The 13,147-nt window shown below is 71.8% G+C and carries 11 protein-coding genes; 8 read left to right on the top strand and 3 right to left on the bottom strand.

Annotated elements, in window-relative coordinates:
• Positions 1–34 precede the first annotated feature (34 nt).
• The 3 genes from ACWFR3_RS03410 to ACWFR3_RS03400 are packed head-to-tail and all read left to right on the top strand — an operon-like array spanning position 35 to position 3,518.
• The gene (locus ACWFR3_RS03410) at positions 35–1,072 is read left to right on the top strand and encodes a pyridoxal-phosphate dependent enzyme (protein ID WP_453733015.1); all 1,038 of its coding nucleotides are present in this window, start codon (positions 35–37) and stop codon (positions 1,070–1,072) included.
• Entirely contained in the window at positions 1,069–2,286 is a 1,218-nt protein-coding gene (locus tag ACWFR3_RS03405; protein WP_453732840.1) for an ATP-grasp domain-containing protein, read from the top strand. Before ACWFR3_RS03410 ends, ACWFR3_RS03405 begins: the two co-directional genes overlap by 4 nt.
• Positions 2,283–3,518, top strand: a complete 1,236-nt coding sequence (locus ACWFR3_RS03400; RefSeq protein ID WP_453732839.1) for an MFS transporter — start codon at positions 2,283–2,285, stop codon at positions 3,516–3,518. The genes ACWFR3_RS03405 and ACWFR3_RS03400 overlap by 4 nt, the downstream gene beginning before the upstream one ends.
• On the opposite strand, the gene ACWFR3_RS03395 is transcribed toward ACWFR3_RS03400, so the two are convergent.
• Positions 3,499–3,966, bottom strand: coding sequence for a nuclear transport factor 2 family protein (locus ACWFR3_RS03395; RefSeq protein WP_453732838.1), 468 nt, complete (start codon positions 3,964–3,966; stop codon positions 3,499–3,501). The genes ACWFR3_RS03400 and ACWFR3_RS03395 overlap by 20 nt on opposite strands.
• A gap of 177 nt (positions 3,967–4,143) precedes the next feature.
• On the opposite strand from ACWFR3_RS03395, the gene ACWFR3_RS03390 reads away from it, so the two are divergent.
• Positions 4,144–4,695, top strand: a complete 552-nt coding sequence (locus ACWFR3_RS03390; RefSeq protein WP_453732837.1) for a TetR/AcrR family transcriptional regulator — start codon at positions 4,144–4,146, stop codon at positions 4,693–4,695.
• Between the two features lie 29 nt (positions 4,696–4,724).
• The gene (locus ACWFR3_RS03385) at positions 4,725–5,153 is read left to right on the top strand and encodes a nitroreductase/quinone reductase family protein (RefSeq protein WP_453732836.1); all 429 of its coding nucleotides are present in this window, start codon (positions 4,725–4,727) and stop codon (positions 5,151–5,153) included.
• A 2-nt stretch (positions 5,154–5,155) separates the two neighbouring features.
• Here the strand turns inward: ACWFR3_RS03385 and ACWFR3_RS03380 are convergent, their stop codons facing one another.
• The gene (locus tag ACWFR3_RS03380; RefSeq protein WP_453732835.1) at positions 5,156–6,535 is read right to left on the bottom strand and encodes an alpha-amylase; all 1,380 of its coding nucleotides are present in this window, start codon (positions 6,533–6,535) and stop codon (positions 5,156–5,158) included.
• Positions 6,536–6,945: 410 nt separating this feature from the next.
• Here ACWFR3_RS03380 and ACWFR3_RS03375 point away from each other — a divergent pair, with 410 nt between their 5' ends.
• Together ACWFR3_RS03375 and ACWFR3_RS03370 are read left to right on the top strand one after the other, a co-directional pair.
• Positions 6,946–7,860, top strand: coding sequence for an AurF N-oxygenase family protein (locus ACWFR3_RS03375; protein ID WP_453732834.1), 915 nt, complete (start codon positions 6,946–6,948; stop codon positions 7,858–7,860).
• Between the two features lie 111 nt (positions 7,861–7,971).
• A complete protein-coding gene (locus ACWFR3_RS03370; protein ID WP_453732833.1) occupies positions 7,972–9,516 on the top strand; it encodes an FAD-dependent oxidoreductase in 1,545 nt (514 codons plus the stop codon).
• A 63-nt stretch (positions 9,517–9,579) separates the two neighbouring features.
• Here ACWFR3_RS03370 and ACWFR3_RS03365 read toward each other — a convergent pair whose 3' ends face one another.
• Positions 9,580–9,792 carry a DUF4287 domain-containing protein gene (locus tag ACWFR3_RS03365; protein ID WP_453732832.1) on the bottom strand — a complete coding sequence of 71 codons (213 nt, stop codon included), beginning with the start codon at positions 9,790–9,792 and terminating at the stop codon, positions 9,580–9,582.
• A gap of 272 nt (positions 9,793–10,064) precedes the next feature.
• On the opposite strand from ACWFR3_RS03365, the gene ACWFR3_RS03360 reads away from it, so the two are divergent.
• Positions 10,065–13,124: a BTAD domain-containing putative transcriptional regulator gene (locus ACWFR3_RS03360; RefSeq protein ID WP_453732831.1), complete on the top strand. Its 3,060-nt coding sequence runs from the start codon at positions 10,065–10,067 to the stop codon at positions 13,122–13,124.
• Positions 13,125–13,147: the final 23 nt, after the last annotated feature.

Raw genomic sequence — 13,147 nt, 5'->3', positions numbered from 1 at the left:
CGCGGCCACCGTCCACGGACACATCACCGACGCCATGAAAGCCCCCGACCTGCTGCGGCTATCGGACAACGTCGTCCTCGCGCGCTTCGAGACGATGAAGGTGTACGCCGCGCTCGGCGCGGTCCGCACTCTGCTGGAGCGCGGCACCGTCCGGCCGGGCCAGACCCTCGTCGACAGTTCCAGCGGCATCTACGCCCTTGCCCTCGCCATGGCCTGCCACCGCTACGGGCTCGGCTGCCACATCATCGCCTCCACGACCGTCGACGCCGCGATGCGCGCCCAGTTGGAGATCCTCGGCGCCACGGTGGACCAGATGCCGCCCTCGGACAGCCTGCGGCTGGACCAGGAGCGGCGGGTGCGCCGCGTCCGCCAACTGCTCGTCGAGCGCAGCGATCTGCACTGGATGCGCCAGTACCACGACGGCGTCCACTACGCGGGCTACCAGGAGTTCGCGGACCTGGTCGACACCGCGCTGCCCGACACCCCGCTGACCGTGGTCGGGGCGGTCGGCACCGGCGCTTCCACGGGCGGTCTCGTCCAACCGCTGCGCCGACGCGGCCGGGACATACGCCTGCTGGGCCTGCAGCCTTTCGGCAGCGTCACCTTCGGCAGCGAGGGCTTCAGCGACCCCGAGGCGATCATCGCCGGGATCGGCAGCTCGATCCCCTTCGACAACGTCCGCCACGACCTGTACGACACCCTGCACTGGGTCGACTTCCGCCACGCCATGGCCGGAGCCGTCGATCTGCTGCGCGCCCACGCGGTGTTCGCGGGCCTGTCCACCGGGGCGGCCCACCTCGTGACGGCCTGGGAAGCGGCCCGCAACCCCGACCGGATGCACCTGGTGATCGGGGCGGACACGGGGCACCGCTACACCGAGCGGGTCTTCGCCCGCCACCAGGAGGCGCTCGATCCGCGCACCCTCAAACCCCACCAGATCACGGACCTGGCCGACCTCGCCCTGCCGTGGTCGGCGATGGAGTGGAACCGGCGCAGTTACGACGTACGCGCCAGGACCTCCGCGCCCGCTGTACGCATGGACACGCACGACAAGGAGGGGAAGGCATCGTGACCATCGCCGCCCTGGAAGCACTCACCTTCGGCCTGGGACGCCTGGTGGAAGCGGCCGACGCCGCCGGGCACCGGCTGTGCCTGCTCACCGGCAACCGGTCCGTCTACCGGCACGAGCTGGCGGGCCTGGCGCCGGGAGCACTCGACATCGTCGACGTCGACACCCGTGATCCGGCCGCGTCCGCCGCGGCCCTGGCCGCCGTCCCCGGCCTGAAGGGGCTCATCAACTCCACCGACACTTGGAGCGTGCCGGGCGCTGACCTGGCCGCCGCACTCGGCCTGCCGGGACCCGACCCGGCCGCCGTGCGAGTCCTGCGCGACAAGAGCCGGGTGCGCAACCTCCTGCACGAACAGCACCTGAGCCGCGGCCCCGCCCTGACGATCCCGGCCGACCCCGCGGCAGCCGACGAGGTGCTCCGGCGGATCGGCCTGCCTGCGGTCCTCAAGGACTCCGCGGGCACCTCGTCGCGCAATGTCTGGCTGGTCCGCGACGAGCGACAACTGCACGCGGCTCTCCGCGAAGCCGCTCAACGCCCCTTCTCCGGGGTCCTGTTCGCCGAGCCCTTCTTCGCCGGGCCCGTCTACAGCGCCGAGACCCTGAGCTGGGCGGGGGAGACGAAGCTCTTGGGCGTGCTCAGCCGTCAGATGTCTCCCGAACCGTCCGTCCGCGAGGAGGCCGCCGCCTTCCCCGTCGCCCTGCCGGAGGCGGAATTCGCCCGGCTCCAGGACTGGGCGGGGCGCGTCCTTAAGACCGCGGGTCACACGGAGGGCTTCGCGCACGTCGAGCTGGTCCTCACCGCCGAAGGACCGGAGCTCGTCGAGATCAACCGGCGCATCGGCGGAGCGCTCGTCGGCGAGGCTCTGTGCCGCGCCCTGCGCACCAACGTGTACGACGCGATGATCGCCGTGGCGCTCGGCCTGCGCCCCGCCCTGCTCGACGCACCCTCCGCCGCGGGCCCCGCCTCGGGATTCGTCCTGGTCTACCCCGACCGGCCGGGCACCCTCACCGGGTGGACCGGAGTGGAGGGCCTGGCCGCCTTCCCCGGCGCACCCGAGTGGTATCCCACCGCGGCCCCCGGCGATCGCCTGGAGCACGTGAGCGACCAGCGCGGCTGCACCGGCATCGTCCTGACCGAGGGGGCCACCGCGGAACTGGCCCTGCACCGTGCGCTCAGCGCCGCCGGGAGCATACGGCCGCTCATTGCGCCCCGGTGACGCTGCCGGTCACGCCGCGCGGGCGTCTGCGGTCCGGCCTCGCGCGGCTCACCGGGCCGCAACGGTTCCTGCTCGCCGGGTCGTTCCTGATACCGCTGGGCAGCTTCGCCGTCCTGCCCTTCATGTCGGTGCTGCTCCACGAGCGGCTCGGCATGGGGCTCGGCGCGGTCGGCGTCGTGCTTGCCGTCGCCTCCCTGGTGCAGTTCTCCGGCGGTGTGGTGGGCGGTGCGGTCGCCGAGCGCATCGGGCTGCGGCGCACGATGCTGCTCGCGCTGGTGATCCGTACGGCCGGGTTCGGCTGTTTCCTGCCGGGCCTGCGCCATCCGGCCGCCGCGGTCTTCGCGCTCTTCCTGGTCTCCGCGGGCGCCGCGCTCTATCTGCCCGCCAACAAGGCCTACTTGATCCACCAGGTGGACGAGGAGCAGCGCCCGCTGCTGCTGTCGGCGAGCAGCTCCGCGCTGAACGCGGGCATCGCCCTGGGCCCGCTGGCGGCGGCGCCCTTCGTCCTCAGCGCATCGGCCGGACTGTTCACCGCGGTCACAGCGCTGTTCGCGGCGATCACCGTGGGCCATGTGCTGCTGCCCGGGGAGAACCCCGGCCACGGGGCGGTCACCGGGGCCGGACAAGTCCAACCACCGTGCCGCGAAAGGGCGTTCACCGGCCTGGCCGTACTGCCCTTTGCGACCACCGTGCTGAGCCTGTACGTCTTCATGTTCTTCCAGCACTACCTCGCCCTGTACGCGGTGCCCCGCACCTCGACGACGTACTACGGCCTGGTTCTCGCGCTCTACGCCCTGCTGCTCGTGATCGCGCAGCCCCTTCTCTCGGACCGGATCGCGCGCCTGCCCTACGCCCGGGCCCTGTGGCTGGGGTTCGGTGCGATGGCCGCGGGCATGGCCACGCTCGCCGTCGGCAACCATGTCGCGATCCTGGCCGGCGCCCTGTTCGTGTGCCTCGGCGAGATCGTGCTGTTCCTCAAGAACGACCTCGAAGCCCTGGCGCGGTCGCCCCGGGCCCCGGCGGTCGTCTTCGGCCACCAGCGGCTGGCGGCCGGAATCGGCGCCTTCGTCAGCGGAGTTGCCGGAGGCGAGGGCTATCAGCTGGCCGAACGCAGCGGCGGCGCGGGCCTGTTCTGGGTCGCGGTGGCCGCGCAGTGCGCGCTGCTGCCGCTCGTCATCAGTCGCTGGTCCGGGGGCAGGGGTGACCCGGGAATCACAGGCCCAGGTCGCTGAGGCCCGGGTGCTCGTCGGGGCGGCGGCCGAGCGGCCAGTGGTACTTGCGGTCGGACTCCTGGATGGGCAGGTCGTTGATGCAGGCGTGCCGCACGCGCATCAGGCCGTCGTCGTCGAACTCCCAGTTCTCGTTGCCGTACGAGCGGTACCAGTGGCCGGAGTCGTCGTGCCATTCGTAGGCGAAGCGCACAGCGATGCGGTTGCCGTCGTGTGCCCACAACTCCTTGATGAGGCGGTAGTCGAGCTCCCGGTCCCACTTGCGGGACAGGAAGGCGACGATGGCGTCGCGGCCGGTCACGAACTCGGCGCGGTTTCGCCAGCGGGAGTCCTTGGTGTAGGCGAGGGCCACCTTTTCGGGGTCGCGGCTGTTCCAGCCGTCCTCGGCCAGGCGGACCTTCTCGGCCGCGGTCTCGCGGGTGAACGGCGGAACGGGGGGTCGAGCAGACACGGCGCTCTCCTGGAGGTCGAGGGCGATGCGGTGGAGAACGTCCGTTCTCCACTCGGGTCGCTCACGATAGGAGAACGTGCGTTCTCGCGCAAGGGTGCGACCGTGCCCGGCCGCACAGGGGAGCCGGGCCGCGTAGTAAGGTCGGAGAACGACCGTTCTCACTTGTCTGGAGCCCTCATGGACCGCGCCGAAGCGGAAGTCAGACTCCTCGACGCCGCCGAGGAGCTCTTCTACGAGCGCGGCATCCAGGCCGTGGGCATGGACCAGGTCCGCGCCGCCTCGGGCGTCTCGCTCAAGCGGCTGTACCAGCTCTACCCCTCGAAATCGGAGCTGGTCCTCGCCTGCCTGGAGCGCCGCGACCGCCGCTGGCGGACCCGGCTCGCCGAGTACGCGCAGAGCAGGCCGGACGGGGTCGAGCGCGTCCTCGCGGTCTACGACTGGCTCTACGAGTGGTTCTCCGAGCCGGACTTCCGGGGCTGCGCCTTCATCAACTCCTTCGGCGAACTCGGAGCCGTGGAACCGGCGGTGGCCGAGGCCGTCCGGGCGCACAAGGCCGCCTTCCATGACTACATGGCCGCACTTGTGGCCGCCGCGGGCCGATCCGGGCAGACTGTCGGCCCGTTGGTCCTGCTCGCGGAGGGGGCCATGACCACGGCCGCGATATCAGGGTCACCCCAAGCGGCGCGCCAGGCCCGCCTTGGCGCGGCCCAGTTGCTGGCCGCGCGGTAACCGCCGGCCGCTCGACAGGAAGAAGGCTGATGGCCAAGACGTATCGCATCGGTTTCGGCACGCGTCTGATCAACGGCGTGTTCGCGACGATGACCCGGTTCGGGATCGGCAAGGGCTACCGGTACATCCTGACCGTGCCCGGCAGGAAGTCGGGCCGCCTGTACTCCACCCCCGTCGACGTCATGTCGGCCGGCGGCGAGCGCTGGGTGGTCGGCGCCTACGGGGTGAGCAACTGGGTGCGCAACGCCCGCGCGGCCGGGCAGATCGACCTCAGCCGGGGCGGCAGGTCCGAGACCGTGCGCGTGGTCGAGCTCGGTTCCGAGGAGAGCGTGCCCGTCCTGCGCCAGTACTGGCGCGAAGTGCCCGTCACCCGCGCCTACTTCGACGTGACGGGCGACTCGACGGACGAGGAGTTCGCCGCCGAGTCGCCGCGCCATCCGGTGTTCCGCCTGGCCTAGCCTCAGCCCGCCTCGGCCCCGGTGTGCAGGGCCAGGGCGCCGTGCGCGGGCACGGTCGTCTCGATTTTCCCGTCGTCCCCGACGGTGACCGTGTTGCCTTCGCAGCTGTCGGGGGAGGCCTTGGCGACATTGCAGTAGGTGCCGCCGGGCAGGGAGGTCGCGAACGTCTGGGCCAGCTCGCCGTCGCCGTTGTTGAGGGCGACGAAGCCCTTGTCGCCGCGGCCGAAGGCCAGGGCGCTGCCGCCGTTGTCCCACCAGTCGGTCAGCTCGGCGGCGCCCACCTCGTTGCGGAAGCCGACCAGACCGGTGACGGCCTGCTGGGTGTGCGTGTCCGTCCAGCCGTCGCCGCCGCTGGGCGGGCCCGCGTCCTTGTCGGTCCACTCGTAGCCGGAGTACACGTTCGGGGAGCCGTAGGGCGAGGCGAGCATGAAGACGTTGGCCAGGGCGTAGGCCGTGCCGTCCTTGTAGGTGAGCGTCGAGCCGTTGCGCTCGGTGTCCCAGTTGTCGACGAAGGTGCGGGCCGACGCGCTGCCCAGCTTGCCGTCGGCGACCGACTTCAGCTGCGCGATGTCGCCGCCCTGGAAGGCGCTCTTGAGGTGCCCGCCGTAGCGGAACTCGTCGACGTCCCCGACGCCCGTGTACTCGTCGGGCTGGACGGCCTCGCCGCCGCCGTGGATGACCTCCGAGACCCAGAATCCGGGGTCGCTCATCTTGCCCTTGATGGCCGCGACGTCGTCGGCCGACATGTGCTTGGCGGCGTCGATGCGGAAGCCGTCCACGCCCAGGGAGCGCAGGTCGTCGAGGTAGGCGGCGATGGTGGTGCGCACCGCGTCGCTGCCGGTGTCGAGGTCGGCCAGGCCCACCAGTTCGCAGTTCTGGACGTTGTCACGGCTGGTGTAGTCGTTGATGCTGGTGCGGCAGGTGTGGAAGTCGGCGTCCTGGAAGTAGCCGGGGTAGTCGTACTTGCCGTACTGCGTGCCGCCGGTGCCTGTCCCCGGACCGGCCGCCATGTGGTTGATGACGGCGTCCGCGATCACCTTGACGCCCGCCTGGTGGCAGGCGTCGACCATGCTCTTGAACGCGGCGCGGTCGCCGAGACGGCCCGCGATCTTGTAGCTGACGGGCTGGTACGAGGTCCACCACTGGTCGCCCTGGATGTGCTCGGAAGCCGGCGACACCTGGACGTAGCCGTAGCCCGCCGGGCCGAGCTGGTCGCCGCAGGCCTTGCCGACATCCGCGTAAGGCCGCTCGAACATGGTGGCCGTGACGGTCTTCTCGCCGGGCGGTGTCGCCTGCGACTGGGTGGGGGCGAACGTCGCGAGACCGGCCGCGGCCAGGACCCCGGCCGATGTCGCGCCGATGAGGCGGGAACGGTGCTGCATGGTGCGGCTCCTTCGGGACCGGGCACAGCTGTGCCCAAGAAGGGCAGCGGCTCGTGGGGGAGGCTGCCGTGGGGGGATTCCGCCTCGGAGCCTGCCGTCCGCGCATGTACGCGTCAATGCTTTCTGCAAGATATTTCAACTACCTGTGCCGGGAGTGGCTTTGGCGGCCGGTGCGGCGGGCGAGTTCCGTGGATTCGGTGCCCGAAGGGTGTACCTAGGCGGCGCGACCTGCACGGGAGTCTTGCTGCAAGAACTTGCGCGGATTCGGTTCTTACTCGGGGGTAGGCTCGGCGGCCCGCTTGTTATACCGTCTGTCTAACAAGCGGGCCGCGGCGCGTCGCGGGACGGCGCCCCGATCCGTTGCCTGAGCGAACAAGAGAACGTACGCATCAGAGTCAAGGAGCCGCAGCATGGCAAGCAGCACTGTTCGGCCGGCATCGCATGATCACCCCGAAGAAGACGACGTGGCCCGGCGGTTGCTCGACTCGGCCGCCGAGCTGGCCTACGACCCGGCCACCGAAGTGGACTGGGAAACCCCCCTCGACAAGGACTTCCACGGCGCGAGCCCGGAGTGGTGCTCCCTGTACGGCACCGCGTACTGGCAGGAGCTCACCGAAGCCCAGCGCAAGGAGCTGACCCGGCAGGAAGCCGCGTCGGTGGCCAGCACGGGCATCTGGTTCGAGATGATCCTCCAGCAAATGGTGCTCCGCGACGTCTACATGAAGGACCCCGCCAGCGACGAAGTGCAGTGGGCGCTCACGGAGATAGCCGAGGAGTGCCGGCACTCCATCATGTTCGCCCGCGGCGCCCGGAAGCTGGGCGCGCCCGCCTACCGGCCCAAGCGGTTCGCGATGGAGCTGGGCCGGGCGTTCAAGACGGTGGCCTTCGGCGAGGCGGCCTACGCCGCGATCCTCGTGGCCGAGGAGGTCCTGGACGTCATGCAGCGCGACTGGATGCGCGACGAGCGCGTCGTCCCCTTCGTCCGCACGATCAACAACATCCACGTCGTCGAGGAATCGCGGCACATGAAGTTCGCCCGCGACCAGACGACCAAGCGCCTCTCCGGGGCGGGCCCGGTGCGCCGCCAGATCAACGCTTTCGTCGTCGCCATCGCGTCGTACTACATCGTCACCAGCATGGTGAACGACAAGGTGTACGCGAACGCCGGGCTCGACGAGAAGCGTGCCCTCGCCGAGGCGAAGAACAACGAGCACCACAAGTCCATGATGCGCTCCAGCTGCGCGGGCCTCATGGAGTTCCTGGCCTCATCGCGCCTGCTCACCAAGCCGGCCCTGGCCTTCTACAAGCGCGCCAACCTCATCTGACGCATACACCTCATCCGATCCCAGCAGCGCCGAGCAGTTCCGTTGTGAGTTGATCCCAGCCGATCGAGCTGAGAACCAGCCGATCCGAGCCGAGCGAGTCGAGCCGACGACATGACCTCCTACGCCATCACCCAGACCTGCTGCAACGACGCCACATGCGTGGCCGTGTGCCCGGTCAACTGCATCCACCCGACGCCGCAGGAAAGGGCGTTCGGCAGCACGGAGATGCTGCACATCGACCCGGCGACCTGCATAGGCTGCGGCGCCTGCGCCGACGCCTGCCCGGTCGAGGCGATCTTCCCGGTGGACAGCCTGCCCGTCGCCCAGCAGGAGTACGCGGAGATCAACGCGGCGTACTTCGGCGACCAGGAGCCCGAACCGGCCCCGGACGGACCGAACTTCCACGCCTGGGACAAGCCGTCCTTCCCGCGGGTCCTGCCCTCGGACTTCGCACCGCTGAAGGTCGCCGTCGTCGGCACCGGGCCCGCCGGAATGTACGCGGTCCAGGACCTGCTCCTGCACACCAGCGCCGAAGTGACCCTGATCGACCGGTTGCCGGAGACCGGCGGCCTCGTACGCTTCGGTGTGGCACCTGACCACCCCGCCACCAAGAAGGTCGGCGACACCTTCACGCGCTTCCACACCCACCCGCGGGTGCGCATGCACCTCGGGCTCGATGTGGGCGCCGACGTCACCGCGCAGGAACTGGCCGCACACCACGACGCGGTCATCTACGCCGTGGGCGCCTCGGCCGACCGCACGCTGTCCGTGCCGGGCGAGGAACTGCCGGGCAGCATCTCCGCGAGGGCCTTCGTCGCCTGGTACAACGGCCACCCCGAGGAGGCCCCGGACGCGATCGACCTGTCCGCCGAGCGCGTGGTCGTCGTCGGCAACGGCAACGTCGCCCTCGACGTGGCCCGCATCCTGCTCGCCGACCCCGACAGCCTCGCCCGCACCGACATCGCCGACCATGCGCTGAAGGCACTGCGCGCCGGCAACGTCCGCGAAGTGGTCCTGCTCGGACGCCGGGGCCCCGAGGACGCCGCGTACACCAAGTCCGAACTGCTCGCCCTCAAGCACGTGCCGGGCCTTGACCTGGTCGTCGACGACCATGACCCCCGGGTCGCCCCGGCCATCGATGAGCCGGACCCGGCGTCCGATCCGAAGGGGAAGGCGGCCCTCCTGCAGGGCGTCACGCGCGCCCCCGTCGACTGGGCGCAGGCGCCCGAACCGGGACGGCGCATCGTGCTCCGCTTCCACTCCGCCCCGGTGGCGATGGTCGGCGAGGAAGCCGTCGAGGGCGTCCGCGTCGTGGAGGCGTCGGGGGAGCGGACGATCCGGGCCGACATGGTGCTGCGCGCGATCGGATACCGCGGGAAGCCGGTCGCCGGACTGCCCTTCGACGAGGCCACCGGCACCGTCCCGCACGAGGGCGGCCGGGTGACCGGGCAGCCGGGGACCTACGTCGTGGGCTGGATCAAGCGGGGCCCCAGCGGCGGCATCGGCGCCAACCGCACCTGCGCCGCCGAGACGATCACCACGCTCCTGGCCGACGCGGTCGCCGGCGCGCTGCCCGCGCCGCCGCGCGCACCGAAGGCCTTCCACCGGCTCGCCCGGCGCCGCAGCCGCTCGGGGAGCGCCGTACTGAACCGGTAGCGGGGATTCATGGGGCGCGGTCTACGGGGCGCGGCTCATGCGCTGCGGTTCACGGGGTGCGGCTCACGCGCTGCGGGTCTCGGCCAGGGTGTGCGCGACCAGTGCGTTGGCGTGGCCGTGCCCCAGGCCGTGTTCGGTCTTGAGCCATCCGACGAGTTCCATGTGTTTGGTCAGTGGCGAGGACCGGATCAGTTCCTTCCACTCCGCGACCGGACGGCCGTACTTCTTCTCGATCGACGGGAAGTAGCTGGCAGGGCCCTTGGTGGCTTCGGTCATGGTGACGCGGTCCCGTCTCTCGGAAGGCTGTTGCCCATAGGACGTGAGGGACTCGATCAAGTCATCGGTCCGGCGAGGTGACTCACGTCACATGCCCCTCTCACTCGTTCGGGTGACGCAGGTGCAGCCGAAGCCGTTCGTGTCCGGGCGGTGGGTGGCCTGATTCCCCTGGTGTGCAGCTGAGTTGAGAATGGGCAGACGTAGTATGACCAGCCGGTCGGGGGGTTGAGGGCGGCGGGGGCTGCGCGGGGCAAGGACCCATGGAGACGGGCGTGAACACGGACACCGACTACCGCTTGCTGGGTCCGGTCGAAGCATGGCGCGCGGGCCGCCGGCTCTCCCTCGGCGGACCCAAGCCCCGGGCCCTGCTCGCCGCACTGCTCCTCGAGCCCGGACGCGTGGTGTCCGTGGACGCGCTGGTCGACGCCATCTGGGGCGAGCGGCCCCCGGACACGGCACGCTCCCTGATCCAGTCGTACGTCTCCGCGCTGCGCCGCGCGCTGTCCGCCGAAGCCATCGAGACACGCCCGCCGGGCTATCTCGTCCACGCCGATGCCGCCCTCGTCGACCGTGCCGAGTTCGAGCGCCTGTGCACCCGGGGGAGGCAGGCCGCGGCCGACGGCGATCCCGCGGCGGCCGCACGACTGTTGGGAGACGCCCTCGCTCTGTGGCGCGGTCCCGCACTGGGCGGCATCGGCGAAACGCTGCGGGCCGTGGCCGACCAGCTCGACGAGGCGCGGCAAGCCGCCCTGGAGGAGCGGATCGCCGCGGAGCTGGCGCAGACGGGCCGCGAGACGGAACTGGCGGGCGAGCTCACGGCGCTGGTCGCCCGGCACCCGGGACGGGAGCGGCTGCGCGGCCAACTGATGCTCGCCCTCTACCGGTTGGGGCGCCAGGCCGACGCGCTCCAGGTGTACGCGGAGGGGCGCGACGTACTCGCCGAGGAGCTCGGGATCGACCCCGGCCCTGACCTGAGGCGGATGTACGAGGCGATCCTGCGGGCCGACGAAGAACTGCTGCCCGCTGCGGCGGATGCCCGCGAATCCGCGCCCGGCGATGCCGTCGCCGCACCGGTGGCCGCCCTCCTGCCGCCCACCATCGGCGACTTCACCGGCCGGGACACACAGCTCGCCGATGTGCGGGCCGCACTGTCCGAGGCCCGCGAGGCCATGCCGGTCGTCGTCCTGTCCGGTCCCGGCGGCGTCGGCAAGTCCACCCTGGGCGTCCGCGCCGCGCACCAGGTCGCCGACGCCTACCCGGACGGGCAGCTGTACGCCGAGCTGCGGGGCGCCACCGATCCCGTGGCACCCGGCGAAGTGCTCGGACGACTTCTGTACGCCCTGGGGGCCGACCCGCCCGACGGGGACGCCGAGCGGCGCGATCTCTTCCGCAGTCTGGTCGCCGGGCGGCGCGTCCTGCTCGTACTGGACGACGCGGGCAGTGAGTCCCAGGTGCGCCCGCTGCTGCCGGGGAGCGCCACCTGCGGGGTCCTGATCACCGCGCGGGCGCGCCTGGGCGCCCTGCCCTGCACCCACCGGGCCGATCTCGACGTGCTCGACACGGAGCCCGGGACCGAGCTCCTCGGGCGCGTCGCGGGGGAGCGGCGTGTGCGGGAGGAGCCGGACGCCGCCCGGCGCATCGTCGAGCTGTGCGGCGGGCTCCCGCTCGCCATCCGTATCGCGGGCGCCCGCCTCGCCACGCGCCGGCACTGGACCGCGCGCATGCTCGCCGACCGGCTGGCGGACGAACATCACCGCCTGGACGAACTCGCCGTCGGCGACCTGGAGGTACGGGCAGGGCTCGGCATGAGCTACCGCGCCCTGGACGCCCCCGCCCGCACCGCACTGCGCCGCTTGGGCCTGCTCGCGGCGCCCGATGTGGCCGCCTGGGTGGTGACCGCGCTGCTCGACGTGCCCGAGGCCGAGGCGGACCGCGTCGTGGAACAGCTCATCGACGCCCAGCTCCTGCACTGCACCGGCGTCGACCGCGCGGGCCAGCCCCGCTACCGCCCTCACGACCTGGTACGCGTCTACGCCGCCGAACGCGCCGACGCCGAGGACCCGCCCGCCGAACGGGCCGCCGCCGTCGGCCGCGCGCTGGGCGCCTGGCTCTGGCTGACCGGCCGCGCCGCCTCCGCGACGCCGTCCGGCGCCGTCGAACTCCACCGCGGCCTGCTGTACTCCAGCGACTCGGACGGACCCGCAGCCGTCGCCCTGCGCCGGCTCGTCAGGCCGGTCGGCCCGGAAGCCACCCAGCGAGCTCTCGCCGACCCGGCCGCCTGGTTCGAGGCCGAGGCAGACGCCATAGCCGCCGCCGTCGAGCGCGCCGCCTCCCTGGACCTGCACACCCTCTCCTGCGAGGCGGCGGCCGCCCTGTGCTCCTCCGCCTACACCGTCGGCAACCGCTTCGAAGCCTGGTGGCGCACCCACGACGCGGCGCTGGCCGCGGCCCGCCGCGCCGAGGACCGGGCGGGTGAGGCCCTGCTCCTCATCGGCCTGGGCCAACTCCGCTACGAGCAGGACCGGTTCACCGACTCGCAGCGCTACTTCAAACAGGCGGCCGGGCTCTGCGCCGAACTCGGCGACGTACGCGGCAGGGCCGCCGCCTTCGCCGGGCTCGGCAGCGCCCGGCGGGAAGCGGGACGGCTGCGCGACGCGCAGGACACGCTCGTGCGCGCCGTCGAGGGCTTCCGGCAGCTCAAGGACGACCCGGGCATCGGCCTGTCCTGCCGGTACGCCGGCTCCGTCCAGCTGGAGCTCGGCGACTTCGACGCCTCGCGCTCGTTCCTCGACGAGTCGCTGCGGGCCTACCGCAGGCTCGGCAGCCGCCGCGGCGAATCCCTCACGCTGCGCTCGATCGGCCTGGTGCACCGCGCGCTCGGCGAGTACGCGCAGGCCGAGGAGCTCTCCGGTCGCGCGGTGGACCTCCTGAGCACACTGGGGGATCCGCTCATGCTCGCGTACGCGATGCAGGCAAGGGCCAAGTCCCGCATACGTCTTGGCCGGTCGGAAGAAGCGGCGGTCGAGATCCGCTCCGTCCTTGATGTCTGCCGGGGCCACCGCGACCGCTTCGGCGAGGCGCTGGGCCTGCGCACCCTCGGCGAATGCGAACTCGCCGCGGGCCGCCTGGACACCGCCGAGCAACACCTGACCATGGCCGCCGCCCTCTGGAACGACCTGGAGCTCCCGCTGCCCCGCGCCCGCACCCTGCGCGACCTCGCTATGGCGCGGGAGGCGGCGGGGGACGGGGCGGGGGCGGGTGCGCTGCGGGCCGAGGCGCGGGAGGTCTTCACGGCGTACGAGGCACGGGAACGGAACGAGCCGGGCCTCTGAGCCCTGCAAGGATCCCTCTACGG

Source organism: Streptomyces sp. NPDC055189 (assembly GCF_053606765.1).
This window is presented reverse-complemented; position numbering and strand designations above follow the sequence as displayed.

Bases quoted from the DNA above. Each gene is read 5' to 3' on its own strand.
- ACWFR3_RS03410 (WP_453733015.1), top strand. From the start codon at position 35: ATGAAAGCCCCCGACCTGCTGCGGCTATCGGACAACGTCGTCCTCGCG.
- ACWFR3_RS03365 (WP_453732832.1), bottom strand. From the start codon at position 9,792: ATGACCGAAGCCACCAAGGGCCCTGCCAGCTACTTCCCGTCGATCGAG.
- ACWFR3_RS03390 (WP_453732837.1), top strand. From the start codon at position 4,144: ATGGACCGCGCCGAAGCGGAAGTCAGACTCCTCGACGCCGCCGAGGAG.
- ACWFR3_RS03370 (WP_453732833.1), top strand. From the start codon at position 7,972: ATGACCTCCTACGCCATCACCCAGACCTGCTGCAACGACGCCACATGC.
- ACWFR3_RS03385 (WP_453732836.1), top strand. From the start codon at position 4,725: ATGGCCAAGACGTATCGCATCGGTTTCGGCACGCGTCTGATCAACGGC.
- ACWFR3_RS03375 (WP_453732834.1), top strand. From the start codon at position 6,946: ATGGCAAGCAGCACTGTTCGGCCGGCATCGCATGATCACCCCGAAGAA.
- ACWFR3_RS03380 (WP_453732835.1), bottom strand. From the start codon at position 6,535: ATGCAGCACCGTTCCCGCCTCATCGGCGCGACATCGGCCGGGGTCCTG.